This window comes from Dactylosporangium sp. CS-033363 (assembly GCF_050942475.1).
Classification (GTDB): Bacteria; Actinomycetota; Actinomycetes; order Mycobacteriales; family Micromonosporaceae; genus Dactylosporangium.
In genome coordinates this window covers 3,865,289-3,882,157 of sequence record NZ_CP192032.1, presented here as the reverse complement: position 1 = coordinate 3,882,157, position 16,869 = coordinate 3,865,289, and the positions used below count along the sequence as shown (strand labels likewise).

Annotated in this window: 13 protein-coding genes; 8 read left to right on the top strand and 5 right to left on the bottom strand. The window is 74.5% G+C overall.

The genetic code is table 11. The annotated features are described in order from the left end of the window. Positions 1-29 precede the first annotated feature (29 nt). The 7 genes from ACQPZ4_RS18025 to ACQPZ4_RS17995 are packed head-to-tail and all read left to right on the top strand — an operon-like array spanning position 30 to position 10,708. Positions 30-2,366: an NB-ARC domain-containing protein gene (locus tag ACQPZ4_RS18025; protein ID WP_433062165.1), complete on the top strand. Its 2,337-nt coding sequence runs from the start codon at positions 30-32 to the stop codon at positions 2,364-2,366. Beyond that, the gene (locus ACQPZ4_RS18020; protein WP_433062163.1) at positions 2,363-5,266 is read left to right on the top strand and encodes an NB-ARC domain-containing protein; all 2,904 of its coding nucleotides are present in this window, start codon (positions 2,363-2,365) and stop codon (positions 5,264-5,266) included. Before ACQPZ4_RS18025 ends, ACQPZ4_RS18020 begins: the two co-directional genes overlap by 4 nt. Further along, a complete protein-coding gene (locus ACQPZ4_RS18015) occupies positions 5,263-6,543 on the top strand; it encodes a CHAT domain-containing protein (RefSeq protein ID WP_433062161.1) in 1,281 nt (426 codons plus the stop codon). The genes ACQPZ4_RS18020 and ACQPZ4_RS18015 overlap by 4 nt, the downstream gene beginning before the upstream one ends. Continuing rightward, on the top strand, positions 6,518-7,534 hold the full coding sequence (locus tag ACQPZ4_RS18010; RefSeq protein ID WP_433062159.1) for a hypothetical protein: 1,017 nt from the start codon (positions 6,518-6,520) through the stop codon (positions 7,532-7,534). The genes ACQPZ4_RS18015 and ACQPZ4_RS18010 overlap by 26 nt, the downstream gene beginning before the upstream one ends. A 54-nt stretch (positions 7,535-7,588) precedes the next feature. Continuing rightward, positions 7,589-8,935, top strand: coding sequence for an alpha,alpha-trehalose-phosphate synthase (UDP-forming) (locus tag ACQPZ4_RS18005; protein WP_433062156.1), 1,347 nt, complete (start codon positions 7,589-7,591; stop codon positions 8,933-8,935). A 20-nt stretch (positions 8,936-8,955) separates the two neighbouring features. Next, positions 8,956-9,756 (top strand): hypothetical protein, encoded by an 801-nt coding sequence (locus ACQPZ4_RS18000; RefSeq protein ID WP_433062153.1) that lies wholly within the window; start codon positions 8,956-8,958, stop codon positions 9,754-9,756. Positions 9,757-9,772: 16 nt separating this feature from the next. Further along, entirely contained in the window at positions 9,773-10,708 is a 936-nt protein-coding gene (locus tag ACQPZ4_RS17995; RefSeq protein ID WP_433062151.1) for a hypothetical protein, read from the top strand. 1 nt (position 10,709) lies between these two features. On the opposite strand, the gene ACQPZ4_RS17990 is transcribed toward ACQPZ4_RS17995, so the two are convergent. From ACQPZ4_RS17990 to helR, 3 genes are read right to left on the bottom strand one after another with little or no spacing between them, the layout of a single operon-like run. Beyond that, positions 10,710-11,612: a hypothetical protein gene (locus ACQPZ4_RS17990; protein ID WP_433062148.1), complete on the bottom strand. Its 903-nt coding sequence runs from the start codon at positions 11,610-11,612 to the stop codon at positions 10,710-10,712. A 49-nt stretch (positions 11,613-11,661) separates the two neighbouring features. Then, positions 11,662-12,156, bottom strand: coding sequence for a SigE family RNA polymerase sigma factor (locus ACQPZ4_RS17985; RefSeq protein ID WP_433062146.1), 495 nt, complete (start codon positions 12,154-12,156; stop codon positions 11,662-11,664). Next, positions 12,153-14,318: an RNA polymerase recycling motor ATPase HelR gene (gene helR / locus ACQPZ4_RS17980; RefSeq protein WP_433062143.1), complete on the bottom strand. Its 2,166-nt coding sequence runs from the start codon at positions 14,316-14,318 to the stop codon at positions 12,153-12,155. The genes ACQPZ4_RS17985 and helR overlap by 4 nt, the downstream gene beginning before the upstream one ends. A 798-nt stretch (positions 14,319-15,116) precedes the next feature. On the opposite strand from helR, the gene ACQPZ4_RS17975 reads away from it, so the two are divergent. Further along, positions 15,117-15,962, top strand: a complete 846-nt coding sequence (locus tag ACQPZ4_RS17975; protein ID WP_433062141.1) for an alpha/beta fold hydrolase — start codon at positions 15,117-15,119, stop codon at positions 15,960-15,962. Here ACQPZ4_RS17975 and ACQPZ4_RS17970 read toward each other — a convergent pair. Both ACQPZ4_RS17970 and ACQPZ4_RS17965 read right to left on the bottom strand, forming a co-directional pair. Beyond that, on the bottom strand, positions 15,916-16,260 hold the full coding sequence (locus ACQPZ4_RS17970; protein ID WP_433062139.1) for a hypothetical protein: 345 nt from the start codon (positions 16,258-16,260) through the stop codon (positions 15,916-15,918). The genes ACQPZ4_RS17975 and ACQPZ4_RS17970 overlap by 47 nt on opposite strands. Positions 16,261-16,262: 2 nt before the next feature. Then, positions 16,263-16,799, bottom strand: coding sequence for a hypothetical protein (locus tag ACQPZ4_RS17965; protein ID WP_433062136.1), 537 nt, complete (start codon positions 16,797-16,799; stop codon positions 16,263-16,265). Positions 16,800-16,869: the final 70 nt, after the last annotated feature.

The window sequence follows — 16,869 nt, the reverse complement described above, 5'->3', positions numbered from 1 at the left end:
ATGAGTGCACCCAGAGCGAGGGGGTGCGCATGGCTCGACCGCCGATCAGGCGCCGGTTCCACCCGCTGCCCACGGCCGCCATGCTCCTCGTCATCGTCGCCGCCGGGCTCATCGCCGCCCTGACCGGCTCGGACCGCGCCCACCTGTTCGCCTTCGCCCTGGCCGGAGCCGCGATCGGCGCCGCCGGGCCGCTCGTGGTGACCCGCGTGCCGCCCCGGCCGCCCGGGTACGTCCCGCCCTCCAACCTGCCCCCGCCGCCCACGTTCATCACCGGGCGGGAGGAGCTCGTCGCCGGGCTGCGCCGGCACCTCGGGGGCGCGCGCACCCGCCGGATCGTCAACCTGCACGGCGTGGCCGGGATCGGCAAGACCGCGCTCGGGGTCTACACCGCGCACCTCGTGGCCGGCGACTTCAAGGCCGGGCAGCTCTTCGCGCGCTTCATGCCCGAGACGCCGGTCCCCGTCGCCGTCGGCGAGGTCCGCCGGCGCTTCATCGCCGCGCTCAGCCCGGCCGATGCCGCACCGCCCGGCGACGAGCGGGCGGCGCGGGCCCAGTACCGCCGCCTCGCCCGCCAGCTCCGCCGGGACAACCAGCTGCTCATCGTCCTCGACGACGTCCACCACGCCGCCCTGGTCCGCCCGCTGCTGCCGCGCAGCCGCTGGTGCGCCGTCGTGGTCACCTCCCGCGAGCGCATCCCCGGCCTGCTCGGCAGCCGCGGCTTCCCGCTCGGCCCGCTGGCCGAGGACGCGGCCCTGCGGATGCTGGGCGCGATCGTCGGCGAGCGCGTGGACCAGGAGCGGACGGCGGCGACCCACCTCGTGCGGGCCGCCGCGTGCCACCCGCTCGCCATCCACCTCGTCGGCATGGCCCTGGCCAACCGGCCCAACAGCCGCCTGGACGTGGCGTTCTGGCGGATGAGCCGCAACGGCAGCGAGGGGACCTTCGACGACGCCCTCGACCTGGCCTACTCCATGCTGACCCGCGGCGAGCAGCGCGCCCTGACCACCCTGGGGCTGCTCGGCCGGCCCCACTTCGCCCACTGGGAGCTCGGCGCGCTGCTCGACGAGGACGGGACGGGCCGCGCCGAGCGGGAGGCGTTCGAGTACTGCCTCCGCCTCACCGGCATGGGCCTGCTCGAACGGCGCAGCAGCGACGCCGTCGGGGTGCAGGAGTTCCGCCTGCTCGACCACGTCGAGCGCTACGCGGGCCGGCTGACCCGGGCCGAGGCCGAGCGGGAGGACGGCCGGCGGCGGCAGGCGGCGGCGCGGCGCCGGCTCGAGTCCCTGCGGCACGGGCGCCGGGCCGTCCGGCAGGTGGACCTGCGGGGCGTCTTCGAGCGCGAGCACGCCACCATGGACGCCGGCAGCATCTCGCGCGCCTTCAAGAACGCCCGCGACGCGGTGGCCCTGGCCCGCGACTGCGGCGACGGCCTGGCCGAGGCCGAGGCGACGGTCCTGTGCGCCGAGCTGCACGCCGAGCTCGGCGGCCTGCAGGACGTCCACGACCTGCTGACCCTGCCGCTGCGCAGCGACCTGCCCGTCGCGCGCATCCGGGCCCTGCGGCTGCAGGCCAAGCTGCACCGCCGGCAGCGCCAGCTCGACGAGGCCCGGCGGCTGCTCGACGAGGCGACCGCGGCCGTCACCGCCGACCCCGACCCGCGCGAGGCGATCCGGCTGCTGCGCGAGCGGGCCATCGTCGAGTCGCTCGGCGACGAGCCGGCCGAGGCCCGCCCGCTCATCGCCGAGGCCCGCCGCCTCGCCCGCGACGGGCACCCGGAGCAGCTGGCCGCCATCGCCTACGCCGAGAGCCGGGTCCTGCTCGCCCTCGACCTGCTCGACGAGGCCGACGAGGCGCTGGCCGACGGGGCCGCGGAGGCCGACCGGCACGGCCAGGAGCTCGCCCGCACCTGGATCGGCTACGAGCAGGCCCAGGTGGCCCGGCACCGCGGCGACGACCGGCAGGTGGTGACGCTGGCCCTGGCCGCGATGGAGCGCTTCGACCAGATGCGGCACCGCTACGGCAGCGCCCACTGCCGGGAGATCATCGGCCGGGTCAAGGCCGGCGACGACCCCGAGGACGCGGTCCGGTTCCTGGCCGAGGCGCTCGAGACGTTCCACAACTGCGGCGACGAGTGGATCGAGGCCAACACGGCCGAGCGGCTCGGCCGGGTCCAGGCCGAGCTCGGCAACCACGAGGAGGCGGCCGAGCTGTGGCGGGCGGCCGAGCGGCTCTACGAGTCGATCTGCCACCACTACTCCTCGGCGCGCGCCATCGACCGCCTGGCCCGGGTGCGGCGCCGCTTGGCCCGGACCCGCCGGCGACCGGCCCTGGAAGCCACCGGCGCACGAGCGGAGGTGCCGCGATGAACGGCCTGCAGTGGCGGATCACGGCGGGGCTGGCGATCGCCGCCGGCGTGGTCCTGGTCAGCGGCGGACCGCTGTGGCTGCGCGGGCTCGCGGCGTTCGGCCTGGGCCTGGCCACGGCGCTGACCGGCGTCGCGACCGGCCCGCCGGCCCGCACCGGGCCGGACGCTCCCCCGGCGCCGGTGCGCGCGACCGGCGGCCGGTTGCCGCGCCTGGCCTCGTTCCGGGGCCGGCGGCGGGAGCTGGACCTGCTCGCCCGGCGGTACCGGGAGCTGCGTGAGCCGGAGGCGGCCAACGGCGCGATCATCCTGGCCGTCCACGGCATGCCCGGCGTCGGCAAGTCGGCCCTGGCCCGCGAGCTGGCCCTGGAGCTGTCCGGGCAGTTCCCCGACGGCCAGCTGTACGCGAACCTCGGCAACGCGGGCAACCTGCGCCCCGAGGCCGAGGTGCTGCAGAGCTTCCTGTCCACGCTGCGGCCGGACATGGCGGTGCCGCCGTCCACTGTGGATCGCGCCGCGCTGTTCCGCTCGCTCACCGCCTCGGCCCGGCTGCTCGTGGTGCTCGACGCGGCCCGCGACCACGAGCAGGTGGCCCGGCTGATGCCGGCCGGCGAGGGCTGCGCGGTGATCGTCACCAGCCGGCGCAATCTCGGCCCGGCGCTCGGCGTGCGCTCGCTGCCCCTCGGCGTGCCCGGCACCGACGACGCCCTGGCCATCCTGCGCGCCGTCACGGGCACGACCGTCGAGGACGAGAAGTTCGCGATCGAGATCGTCGACCGGCTCGGCCGGCTGCCGCTGGCGATCCGGGCCTTCGGCGACGCGGTCGTGCACCGGCTCGGCTCGCTGGAGCCGGCCGCGCGCCGGCTGCGCGACATCCGGGCGGAGCGCGGGGCCGCCGACGACACCCACACCGCGATCGTGCGCGAGCGGGTCGAGAGCGAGTACGCGCGGCTCGACGGCGACGAGCAGCGCGCGTTCCGGGCGCTCGCGCTGATCGAGTCGGCGAGCTTCGTGCCCTGGGTGCTCGCCCCGCTGCTCGGCCAGGACCGCACCGGGCACAGCCCGGAGCAGATCTCCGCCGAGCGCACGGTGAGCCGCCTGGCCGAGCGGCAGCTGCTGGACACCGCCGGGTCGGACGAGGTCACCGGCCTGGACCGCTACCGCCTGCATCCGCTGTACCGGGCGTTCGCCGAATCCCGGCGCGAGGACGGCGAGGAGGCCGGGGCGGCGGCCCTCGCCCGCGTCGACGACGCCTATCTGGAGGCCCTCGACCTCATCTTCGCCAAGGCCGAACCGGGCTACCGCGACGCCCATCCGGCCCCGCCCCACCTGCGCTGGTTCCGCGACGCCGAGGCCCTCTCGGCCGCCCCGGACGGGCTGCCGGAGCGATGGGTGCGGGCCGAGTACCGCAACCTGCTGCGCTGCGTCACGGCCGCGCACGAGCGCGGGCAGTTCGGCCTGTGCTGGCGGCTGGCCGTCCGGCTCGGCGCGACCGTCGCCGACGACGTGCTCCCGGCCCGGGTCGAGCTCGCGTTCACGCTCGGCGCCGACGCCGCCCGCCGGCTCGGGGACGAGCCCGCCGCGATCGCCGTGGCGCTGGCCCGCGGCTCGTTCCTGGGCCGGCTCGGGCGCTACCAGCCCGACCCGGACCGGCCCGAGCAGCTGCGGCCCGGCCTCGCCGCGGCCTACGACGCCCTCGACGGGGCCGCGGCGCGGGCCAACCGGATGCCGGCCGGCACCGTGGCCGGGCCGCGGCTGGAGGCGGAGGCGCGGCGCCGGCTGGCCGCGATCCACCTGCAGCACGGCGCCTTCCGCGACGCCGCCGACGAGCTGGCCCGCGCCGGCCAGCTCGCCGAGCTCGGCGGGGACAAGGAGCAGCAGCACCTCGTGGACGTCATGCGGGCCGCGGCCGAGCCGGGGCGGCGGCTGCCGGCGCTGCGCGAGACCTCCGGCGACGAGGCCGCGTTCTGGCACGGCTGGGCGCTCGCGGAGCGGGCGCTGGGCCAGGGCCGGTGGCGCGAGGCGTCCAAGGAGCTGCACCGGCTGCGCGAGCGCTTCGCCGACGACGCCTCCCGGGTCGCGATGGTGCTGCGGCAGCTGGCCGAGCACCGGCTCACCCAGCTGCGCCGCGATCCCGAGACGGACGCCGAGCGGTCCCGCGAGCGCTCGGTGCACCGGGCGGCCGAGGCGCTGTACCGCTTCCAGCGCATCACCGACCTGCCCGGGGCGGCGGGCGCCCGGTGCGTGCTCGTCCGCGCGCTGGTGGCCGGCGACCGGCTGGACGAGGCCATTGTCCAGCTCGCCTACGCCCGCGAGGAGGCCGACCGGGTCGAGCCGCTGCTCGGCCACGACCGCGCGCCGCTGCGGGCAGCGCTGGCGTGGGCCGAGGGCGAACTGCACCGGCGCCGCGACCCCGACGGGCCCGGACGGGACCTGCTGCGCCGCGCCGCCCTGCTGTTCCGCATGCACGGCGATCCGCACGGCGAGGCCGGCGCGCTGCACGGCGCGGGCCTGGACCGGCTGCCCGACGACGCCTTCGAGCCGCTCCCGCCGGGCCGCGCGACCGAGGTCTGGATCGAGTCGGCGGACCCCGAGCTGCACCCCGACCGCCCGTTCACCGTCTGCTACCGGATCGGCCCGCCCGCCCTGACCAGCGACCTCCCGCCGGCCGGGGCCCGCCGCATCGAGGTGGTGCTGCACGCCGACGGCGGGCACGCCGAGCCGGCCGTGTACGCGCTGCGCCTCGACCCGTGGGCGCCGACCCCCGCACTGCGCTTCGCCGTCACCCCGGGCGCGGGCGAGCCGCCGGTCCTGCGCGTGCTCGTGTACGACGCCGACCACGGCGTGCTGCTGCGCCAGACCGCCGTCGCCCCGCGGCCGGCCACCGGAGCCCGCGCGGCATGACCGGAACACATCGCCACCAGGCCGACTTCCACGACGAGTACGACGGCGCCAACCGCCTCCACGACCCGGTGCAGCCCTGCCCGGGCAACCGGCGCACCCTGCGCATCCGGTACGTGCCGGCCGGCGACGGCTTCGACGTCATCGTCACCGGCGTGGCCGACGACAGCCCGGCCGGCCCGATCGCGCACCTCGCGGCCGACGCCGACGACATCCGGTTCTGGGTCAACGACCTGTTGCGCGCCTGGTCGACCTGGCTCATCGACTGGCCCGACCCCGACGGGCTCGACGAGTACCCGTTCGCCGACCGGGTCGACCACCGCGACCTCGACCCGCGGACCCTGCGCGCCATGTGGCAGCGGCTGGCCCAGGCCGGCCACGAGCTGTTCCAGAACCTGTTCCAGGGCAACGCCGCCCTGGAGGCCCTCGGCACGGCGGTCGCCCGGGCCCTGCACGCCCGCCCGCAGGTCATCACCGTCGTCGCCGACGAGGTGATCGTGCCCTGGCCCATGCTGTACGTCCCCGCCGACCCGTGGGCCGACCTGCCCGGCGACTTCGACGTCGACCTCGACACCTTCGTCGGCCACCGGCACCTCGTCGAGCACGCGTTCGCCCGGCACGGCGCCAACCCGAGCAGCATCCGCCTCGACGGCAGGGTCGCGGCCGGCGCCTACTACGACACCCGGCTGCATCTCGCGGCCAACCCGACCCTCGGGGCCGCGATGGACGCGCTCGCGCTGCACACCCGGCTGGTGCGCACCACCTCGGCGGACGAGCTGACCGAGCGCATGCGGGCCGACGGCGCGGCGGACCACCTGGTCTACTTCTGCTGCCACTGCGTGACCCGGCCGGGTGAGGAACTGCTGCGGTTCAGCCGCGACGTCGGCGACGAGATCTCGGCCGGCAACCTGGGCAACCGGCTGCGGCGGAAGTTCCAGCGGTTCCCGCTCGTGCTGCTCAACGCCTGCCAGGCGGGGAAGGTCGAGCGGGTCTCGCTGCGCCAGTTCGGCCCGGTGCTGTTCGAGCGGGGGGCCGGGGCCGTGATCGGGCCGGTGGTGAACATCCCGACCGTCTTCGCCGGCGAGTTCGCGCGGCAGTTCTTCGAGCGCGTCCTGCCCCACCGCGGGCTGCTGCACTTCTCCACCGTGGCCCGCGAGCTGGTCCAGGGCTTCGCGCGGGACCAGCGCAACCTGCTCGCGCTGACCTACATGCTGTACCAGGGCATCGACGGACACTTCTGCCGGAGGGAACAGGATGCGGGACCCACTGCCGGCCGGTGAGGACTTCACGGCGTTCGACCGGATCCGCCTCGACGAGCACGGCACGCTGCTGCTCAACGACGGCGCCGGCGGTGACGGCGACGGCGGGGAGGACCGGCCGGTGCCGGTGGGCCGGGCCGGCGCGCTGCTGGAGACGCTCGTCGACCTGCCGCCGCGCACGACCGACATCTTCGTGTTCGTCCACGGCTGGCAGACCGGCCGTGCCTCGGCCGACGCCGCGTCCCGCCGGCTGTTCTCGGCGATCTGGCGGCAGTACCGCGAGCGGCCCGAGCGCTACCCCGCGCTGGAGGTTTTCCGGCCGTACTGCTTCTCCGTCCAATGGCCGTCGCGGAGCCTGCCGACGACGGCCGGGTACCGCCGCATCCGCGACCGGGCGCACGCGATGACCAGCTCCGGATACGCCGCCCACGTGATCGCGGCGCTGCTCGGCCGGCTCGACCACGTCCGGGAGAGCCCGCGCGGCCCGGCGACGCTGCGCACGGCCGGCGGGCAGTACCTGCACTGCGTCGGGCACTCGTTCGGCTGCCGGTTCCTGGGCGAGGCGATCCGCCAGGCCGCCGACCCGCCCGAGCGCGTGCTGGCCTGGCCGTGGGCGTCCTCGCACGCATACGCGGTCGACACCTTCCTGGGGTTGCAGATGGCCGCCCCGGCCGACGTGTTCCAGCACCGGTTCCGCCCGCTGGTGGACAAGTCGGCGCCGATCGCCGGGCCGGTGGTGCTGACCGTCTCGCCCCACGACCGGGCGCTGTCGACCTGGCACCGGCTCCCGGAGGGCGGTCCCGGCCTGGGTGCGGTCGGCGCGACCGGCGCCCGCACCATCCCGCTGCGCCCGGTCGAGGAGGACTACACGGCCGCCCAGTTCGAGAAGCTCACGAACGTCGACGCCCAGTGGGTCTTCCGCGACGGTCCCGTCACCCAGGGCGCCCATTCCGACATCTGGTACGCCGAGACCGTCCATCTGCTGCTGTCGCTGGCGGCGCTCGCCCGCTGACCGGGGCAGGAGGACAAACGTTTCAAAACCGCCACATGCGGTACAGCTAGGGCCGTGAAACGATTCGTGGTGGTGGCCAACCGCCTGCCGGTCGACGCCGGCCCGGGCGGGCTGGTGAGCGCGCTGCAGCCGATCACGCGCAGCTCCGGCGGGGCCTGGGTGGGCTGGACCGGCAACCCCGACGAGCGGCCGGAGCCGTTCGAGCACGAGGGCGTGCACATCCACCCGGTCGAGCTCACCGCCGAGGACGTCGACCGCTACTACGAGGGCCAGTCCAACTCCACGATCTGGCCGCTGTTCCACGACGGGGTCGAGCCGTCGGTGCACCACCGGCCGTGGCGGGTGGCCTACCAGGCGGTGAACAAGCGCTTCGCCGAGGCGGCCGCGGCCGTCGCCGCCGAGGGCGCCACCGTCTGGGTGCACGACTACCAGCTGATGCTCGTACCCGGCATGCTCCGCGAGCTGCGGCCCGACCTGCGCATCGGGTTCTTCCTGCACATCCCGTTCCCGCCGGTCGAGCTGTTCATGCAGCTGCCGCGGCGGACCGACTTCGTGCGCGGGCTGCTCGGCGCCGACCTGGTCGGGTTCCAGCAGCCGCTCGCCGCGCAGAACTTCCTGCGGCTCACCACGCAGCTGCTCGGGCTGCGACCGGAGGGTGAGCGGGTGGAGTACGAGGGGAGAACCGTCACCGCCCGGGCCTTCCCGATCTCGATCGACGTGTCCGAGATCGACGAGCTGGCCGCCGACCCGCAGGTCCAGGAGGACGCCCGCCGGCTGCGCAAGGACCTCGGCGGCGACCGGCGGCTGCTGCTGCTCGGCGTCGACCGGCTGGACTACACCAAGGGCATCGACCAGCGCATCGAGGCCTACGGCGAGCTGCTCGCGGACGGCACGGTGAGCAACGAGGAGGCCGTGCTGGTGCAGGTGGCCACGCCGAGCCGGATGCGGGTCGCGCAGTACCAGCAGCTGCGCGAGCGGGTCGAGCGCGAGGTCGGCCGGATCAACGGCGAGTTCGGCGACGTCGGCCGGGCGCCGCTGCACTATCTGTTCCAGTCGCGCAGCCGGGCCGAGCTCGTCGCGCTGTACCTGGCGGCCGACATCATGCTGGTCACGCCGCTGCGCGACGGGATGAACCTGGTCGCCAAGGAGTACGTGGCGGCCCGCCGGGACGAGGGCGGCGCGCTCGTGCTCAGCGAGTTCACCGGGTCGGCGAGCGAGCTGTCCGACGCGTTCCTGGTCAACCCGTACGACGTCGACGACCTCAAGCGCGGCATCTCCGCGGCGATCGCGGCGGGCCCGGAGGACCTGGCCGCGCGGATGCGCAAGATGCGCGAGACGGTGCGGGCCAACGACGTCGGTCGCTGGGCCAAGCAGTTCCTGGAGGCCCTCGGCACGCACTGAGATGGGCTACGCTGCCGTCCGTGCACACGCTGGAGGCTCCGGTCGGTGGCGGCTACGCGATCCTCGTCAGCGACTTCGACGAGGACACCCGGTACCTGTCGCTGCGCGTGCCCGGCGCGGACGGGTCGACGACGCTCGGGTACGTCGACTCCGCCCACCCGATGCCGCACGCCCTGCGCTGGTCCGAGCTGGACCTGGTGGCCCGGGCCGCCGCCGCGCTCGACCCGGCGCTGCCCCACCCCGGCCCGCTGGTCGCGGCCGCCGCCGACTTCGTGATCGTCACCGCGGACACCGAGATCGACGCGGCCGCCCCGCCGCTGACCGCGGCCCTGGGCTCGGAGCGCGCGGTCCGGCGCTGGCTCTACCGCGCCGACGCCCGCGAGCGGGGCGTCGTGTGGGAGCGCACGCCGGACGGCGACCTGGTCCTGGCCGGGGCGGGCGTCCACACCCGCCGCGTCCCGGGATCCACGTTCCCGTTCGCCGGGTGGCGGGCCGCCCTCGCCGCGGCCGAGCAGACCCTGGGCGGGCCCGTCGCGCTGCCGGACCCGGCGCCGAGCCCGCTGCGCGCCGCCCGCCGCTTCAAGCTGAACCTCACCCTGCACGTCCCCCCGCGCGAGATCGTCGCGGCGCTCGACGCCGCGCTGCGGGAGCGCGAGCTCGGCTCGGCCGACGGGTCCGGCGCCATGTCGACCGCGGCCGGCGTGTTCACCGCGTGGTTCGTGGACGTCCTGGTGCACGACGACCTCGAGGCCGGCCGCGCCGTGGTGCGGGCGGTGCTCGATCGGCACGGGCAGTACGAGACGGAACCCAGCCTTTCCTGAGTGCGTCGGAAGAGGCATGCGAAGCCTCGCGGTCGCCGTCCTCGCCCTCGCCCTGCTCACCGCCTGCGCTGCCAGGGACGCCGGCGGCCGGCAGCCCGGCGTCCACCCGGCCTGGACCTCCTGCGAACAGGTCGGGACCGAGACCGTCGCCGGGCCGGGGCCACTGGAGCTGCCGCGGCTCCCGGCCGGCTTCACGCCCGCCGCGGTCGTCGTGTGCGACGAGCCCGTCCAGCCCCGGGCCGACGGCGGCGAGGACGTGGTGCAGCGGGAGCGGCGCGGGACGAAGGTCGACGCGCTGACCGCGGCGCTGCGCCTGCCCGACCAGCCGCGCACCACCTCGCCGTGCACCATGGACCTGCCCGGCATCGCGTGGTTCGCGGTGCTCGACGCGGCCGGGCGGTGGCTGCGCCCGGGGGTCGCCACCGACGCGTGCGGCAAGCTGCGCATCGAGGCCCGGCAGGCCGTCGAGCGGCTGGAGCTCACCACGGTGCGCACGCGGGTGCTGCGGGAGATGACGTCCTCGGCCGCGGCGAGCACCGGCTGCCAGATGGCCTGGGCGGACATGGTCGGCGCGGTCACGGCCGACCAGGGGAGCATCGACTACGCCGGTCGCCCGGCCGACGCGCCCAAGGGCCAAGTGCGGCTCTGCTTGTACCGTGTGCAGCCCGCCGAACAGGGCAGCGGCAAGCCTCGCGGCGATTTCGACCGGGGCGGGGCGCTGTCCGAGGAGCGCTGGACGCCGTTGCGGGCCAAGCTGCTCGCCGCCGGCCCGCCGTCCCCGTGCACGGCCCACGCGAGCCGGTTCGCGCTGTTCCTGCGGCCTGACGGCACCGGCGGCACGGTGTACGCCGAGCTCGACGGCTGCCGGCGCCTGTTCTTCGACACCATGGGCGGCGGCGCCCTCCGCCAGGGCGACCAGGCCCTGGCGGAGGAGATCGAACGGGCGGTGTGACTCAGGGCGCGATGTGCAGCGCCGGGTCGAGGGTGAGCGCGGCCAGCTGCTGGTCGTCGAACGGCAGCTGCTGCAGCGGCTCGGCCGCGTGGTCCAGGGCGAGGCCGAAGTTGCCGTAGCGGGACAGGGCGACGTACACGACCGTACCGTCGGGGTGGATGTAGGCGGCCCAGCGGTCGATCCGGTCGTCCTGGTTGCCGCCGGTGGCCACGGCGACGTCCTTGCCGCCGACCTTCACGATCTTGCAGCTCGTCGCCTTCGACCAGAACTCCAGGTCGCACGGGCTGGCCACGCCGGTGTTGCGCAGCCCCGGCTCGTAGACGGCGACGACGATCTGCCCGGCCCGGTCGCCCTTGCGGACCTCGACCGAGGACTGGTAGCTCCACATGTCCCTGCCGCCGGCCCGGCTCTCGAACTGGGCCTGCGTGTTGCGCGACGGGATGGCCTGGTCGCCGCCCTTGTCGTCGGGGGCCGTGAAGCCGGCCGGGACGAGCGTGAGCAGGTGCTCCAGCAGCGCGTTGGCCTTGTCGTACTTCACGCCGGCCCGAGCCGTCCGGTCGCCCTGCGGCGTGCCGTTCGGGCCGGTGGGCCAGACCTCCTTGGTGTCGGTGCCGATGGGCACCGGCGACGCGCCGGTCCGCACCGGCGACGGCGCGGTGGCGGCCACGCTCGGCTGCCCGGGCCCGGCGGCCTGGCGCGAGGCCGGGACCCCGCCCGCGGTCGCCGCCACCCCGATCGCGGTCAGCGCCGCGAGCACGCCGACGCCCGCGCCCCCGATGGCGGCCGTGCGGCGGCGGGCGGCCCGGCGGCCCTCCGCCACCGCGGCACCGGGCCGCATGCTCGGCGGCTGGTTGCTCTGGTCGAGGGCGTCGCGCAACGAGGCCCGGAAGTTGTGTTCGTCCATTCCTATTCACCCATGCCTATTCGTGCTCTCTTCGGTCCGCAGCGGTGGGTCAGTCGGTCGAGAACGTCGGGCTGAGCCGGCTGCGCAGGGTCTGCAGTCCCCGCGACGCCTGGCTCTTGACCGTGCCCTCGGAGCAGCCGAGCAGCTCGGCGGTCTCCTCGATGGACAGGTCCTCCCAGTACCGCAGGATCAGCACGGCCCGCTGCCGGGCCGGCACCGCGGACAGCGCCGCGAGCACCGCCACCCGCTCCTCCGGCCCCGGGTCGACGGCGACCCGCTCCGGCGGCGTGCCGGTGGTGCGCACGCGCCGCCACCAGCCGAGCCGTCGCTCATCGAGGTACGTGCGGACCAGCGTGCGCCGCAGGTACCCGTCGAGCACCTCGTGCCGCGAGACCCGGTTCCACGCGAGGTACAGCTTCGTGAACGCCTGTTGGGTCAGGTCCTCGGCCCGGTGCCAATCCCCGCACAGCAGAAACGCCGTGCCGCGCATCGCGTCCGACCGCGCGGCGAAGTACTCGGCGAACGCCGTGTCCCGATCCGTCATGCGCTACTCACGACTCCCGGCCCGCTGCGGGTTGCATGACTTTTCATTTTTCTCCGTGACGAAGCATCGTTTTCTCCGGGACGGAGGATCGCCAGGCGCTGCGTCGCCCGGGTCATCGCGACGTACCGGTCGACGGCCCCCTCGATCCCGGCCCCGAACGTCTCCGGCTCGACCAGCACGACCAGGTCGAACTCGAGCCCCTTGGACAGCTCCGGGCTGAGCGAGCGGACCCGCTCCGTTCCCGGGTACGACGGGTCGCCGATCACGCACGCCACCCCCTCGGGGTGCTCCGCGAGCCACCCGTCCACGATCGCGTGCAGGTCGGCCACCGCGCCGTGCAGGACCGGGGCCCCGCCGGTGCGGATCGACGCCGGCACGTTCGCGTCGGGCAGGGCGGCCCGGATGACCGGCTCGGCCTCGGCCATGATCTCGGCCGGCGTCCGGTAGTTGATGCTGAGCGCCGCGAGCTCGACCCGGTCCAGCCCGCACCGCGCGAGCCGCTCCCGCCACGACTCGGTGAACCCGTGCCGGGCCTGCGCCCGGTCCCCGACGATGGTGAAGCTGCGCGACGGGCAGCGCAGCAGCAGCATCTGCCACTCGGCGTCGGTGAGCTCCTGCGCCTCGTCCACCACGATGTGCGCGAACGGCCCGGCCAGCGCGTCCGGGTCGGCCCGCCCGAGCGCCGCGGCGTCGACGAGGGCCTCGTGAAAGTCCTCGCCGCGCAGCATCGTGACGAGGCCGACGCCGTACTCGTCGTCGACCGAGGCGATCAGGTCGTCCACCACCCGGTCCATCCGCTCCCGCTCGGCCCGCGCGGTGGCGTCCTGCCGCCGTTGCCGCCGCGCGCTCTCCGGATCGCCGAGGCGCTGCCGGGCGGCGTCGAGCAGCGGCAGGTCGGAGATCGTCCACGCCTGCGCGTCGGGGCGCTGGAGCCGCCGGATCTCCTCGGCGCTGAGCCACGGGGCGCATCTGCGCAGATAGGCCGGTACCGAATAAAGATCCCCGACGACGTCGGCCGCCTCGAGCACGGGCCACGCCCGGTTGAACGCCGCCGCCAGCTCACGGTCGCGGCGCAGCTCCGGGTCGCCGCCGATCGCGAGCAGCTCCTCCCACACCTGCGCGCGCGCCTCGTTGTGCGGGGTCCCGAGCTCGGCCGCCTCGAACGCCTCGGCCCAGTCGGCGGCGCTCAGCCCGGAAACCTCGCGCGTCGGCGGCTCCTCGTAGAAGCGCACCGCCGCCTCGATCGCCTTGACCATGTCCGCCGAGGCCTTGAGCCGCGCCACCTCGGGATCGGTCTCGGGCCGTGCTTCGGCTCCCTCGGCGACCAGGTCCCGCAGGGTGCACGTCTGCACACCCTCCTCGCCGAGGCTGGGCAGCACGTCGGACACGTACGCCAGATAGGGCTGATGCGGCCCGACAAACAGGACGCCGCCGCGGCGGTGCCCGAGCCGCGGGTCGGCGTACAGCAGATAGGCCGTACGGTGCAGCGCGACGACGGTCTTGCCGGTCCCGGGCCCGCCGTCCACGACGAGCGCCCCGCCGCACCCGGCCCGGATGATCGCGTCCTGGTCCGCCTGAATGGTGCCGAGCACGTCGCGCATCCGCCCCGACCGGTCCCCGCCGAGGCTGGCGATGAACGCCGATTGGTCGTCGAGCGCCGCGCTGCTTTTCAAGCCGTCGGCGGTGAACACCTCGTCCCAATAGTCCTTGATGCGGCCCCGGATCCATCGGTACCGTCTGCGGCTGCGCAGCCCCATCGGGTTCGCATGGGTGGCGCCGAAGAACGGTTCCGCGGCCGGGGAGCGCCAGTCCAGCAGCAGGCGGCCGCCGTCCTTGCCGGTCAGTCCGAGGCGCCCGACGTACACGGGAGGCTCGTTGGGGTTTTCCGGGTCCATGCGGCCGAGGCAGAGGTCGAGGCTGTAGCGGCGCAGGGTGCGCAGGCGGGCAGTCAGGCGCCGCACCTCCTGGTCGCGGTCGAGCGCCGCCTGCCCGATCCGGCCGGGCGCCTTCCGGGCCTCGTCGAGCCGCCCTTTGATTTCGGCCGTCACCTCCTCCAGCCGCTCGGCGATGGCCGTGAAGTGTCGTTGATCGGCGGTGATGAGCGTTGGATCGGCCTTCGCCGGCGTGGACAGGTCGAACACGGGCGTGGTGACTGGGTGCATGCGCTGGTCCCCCCGGACGAATCGGTGCAAGGGCGCTGATTCTCCGCGCCGTACGGGGTCTTGCCGCAAGCCCCCTGGTCCGGTATACGTTGATTATGGAGGGGATCGGGCCTCCATTCCCCCGCTGCTTTCCGCCGGACCGATGGGCACCAGAATGTGCGCTCGGCCGATGGTTCGGGCCGCCTGCCGGCGGCCCACAGGGTTAAGTGGTCGCGGTTCGACGCTGCTTACGGGGAGGTGGTCAGACCGTTGGGGACTGCCGGGTTCGTCGTGGTCGACGATCGGTGGTACAACTCAGAAATCCATCTTTTTTGCGATTTCTCTCCTGGACCACCGAATGACGACCACTGCGGACCCGGCTCCCGAATTTACGGTCTGGACCACCGAACGGTGACCAAAGTTGTTACCGGGACCACGCTAATACATTCCGGTCGCCCTGGCGGCCGGGGACCATCGGCCGAGGGCACATAGCGGTGCCCATCGGTCCGGCCGTTGCTTTTAAATTCCGGCAGGAGCACAAAAGGCACCGCGACTGGGGCCTGAAACAACGCCACGCCGAGAAACTCCGCCAACTGCGCGAGGCCGAGGCAGCAGCGGCACCCGAAGAGCGGCTCGAGGACCACCTCGCCGCCGAGGTGAACCAGAACCGCCAGGATCTCCCCGTCGGGCGAGAAGACCAAGCCGACGATGCGCTCCCCCACTCGGGCTCGACGGCGACCGCAGTGCCAGCCAAGGCCGTCGCACACCCTCGTGCTAAACTGCTAACGTCGTTCGCAGTTGTGAGGCGGAGGGGGAGGCATGGAGCAGCGGGTGCAGGCGCCCGACGGGGCGGACATCGTGGTGCACAGCTTCGGCAGCGGGCCCGGGATCGTCGTGGTGCACGGCGGCGGGGTGACGATCGCCGTCTACCAGCGGCTCGCGCTCCGGCTCGCCGACCGGTTCACGGTGCACCTCTACAACCGGCGCGGGCGGGGCGATGCCGGGCCGCGCCGCGAGCCGTACACGTTCGCGCAGGACATCGACGACCTCGGGGCCGTTGTGCAAGCCACCGGCAGCGGCAACGTCATCGGGCACAGCTCCGGCGGGTTCATCGCGCTCGAAGCGGCCAAAACCCTGCCAATCGAGCGGCTCGCCGTCTACGACGCGGCGGTCGGCGTCGATGGGATGAATCCCGGTGAGTGGCTCGACGACGCGCGGCAGGCGGCGGCCGACGGGGACATTCCGCGCAGCATGGCCATCACGACCGGCGGGATCAATACGCACTCGGGGCTCGCACGGCTGCCGCTCGGGGTGCGGATCGGGCTCTGCCGGCTGTTTCTGCGCACGCCGGTCGGGCGGATGATGGGCGGGCTGCTCGCCCAGACACTCGACGAGACGCAGCAGATCCGGCTCGCCGACGGGCCCGCGGAGGAGTGGTCGACTGTCAAGGCCGATGTGCTGCTCGCGTACGGGGTGGCCGGGCCGCCGTACTACAAGCCGGTCAACGAGGCGCTCGCCGGGGCCATCCCGCGGGCGCGGGTCCTTCCCGTGGCTCGCTCCGGGCATGACGGGATCAACCGGGCGCCCGAGCGGCTGATCGAGCCGATCAAGGCGTTCTTCAGTGGATCCAGGGAAGATCTGGAGGCATCTCGTACGTCACGCTGACGTCGAACGCGCCGTCGCCCTGCACCGTGAAGGTCAGGCCGAACCTCGACGGGCTGCCCTGCGCCACCATCACCGCCCGCAGGGCCAGCAGGGTGTCGCTCAGCTCGTCGGTCCACGGGTCGGCGAAGACGACCCAGCCGCTGCTGTCCAGCGGGCCCGTTGCCGAGTGGAACTCCATGCGGGTGCCGGTGTAGTGGTCGTCGACCTCGGCGAGCAGGACGGACCGCACGGCGTCGGGCGGAGAGACCTTGCGCACGATGCCCACGATGGTGTCCACACAGGACGTGGCATCGACCATCGTCACAGGATACGGGGCTCCTCAGCCGCGGCGGCGCCGGGCCGCACGGTGTTTGCAGCGAGAGCCCGCACGAGGGCGCGGCCGCCGCTGACGGTGCCGTCCTCGTCGTTGCCGACGGCGGCCGGGGGCAGGCGCAGGACGATGAGCCGGCCGTCGGCGGTGTCGGTCGCGTCGACGTCCAGGTCCGCGGTGTCGGTGTGCGCGGCCGTGGTGCGCAGCCAGGTGGCGAGGGAGAAGACCGGGGCGCCGGGTTCGTTCCACAGCTCGCGGACGTGGGGCAGGTCGATCCAGGCGTAGTCCGCGTCCCAGGCCTCGCCCAACTCGGCGACCAGCCTGGCCACCGCCGGCAGGTGTTCCTCGAGGACCGGGTTCAGCAGGGGCTTGGTTCCCACGTGCAGCGCGGACCGGCCCGGCTCGGGCTCGTGCCAGGTGAGCCAGAGCCGGCCGCGGCCCAGGGTGAGCGGTTCGGGGCCGGCCGTCTCCAGCTCGCGGACGAGCGAAGGCGCATGGACGGGGGTCTGGTCGCCGCCGGGCGTCATCCGGACGGTGTCGGCCTCGCCGGGGAACGCGGCGGCGAGGGCGTGCAGGGCGGTGCGCAGGCGGCCGGCG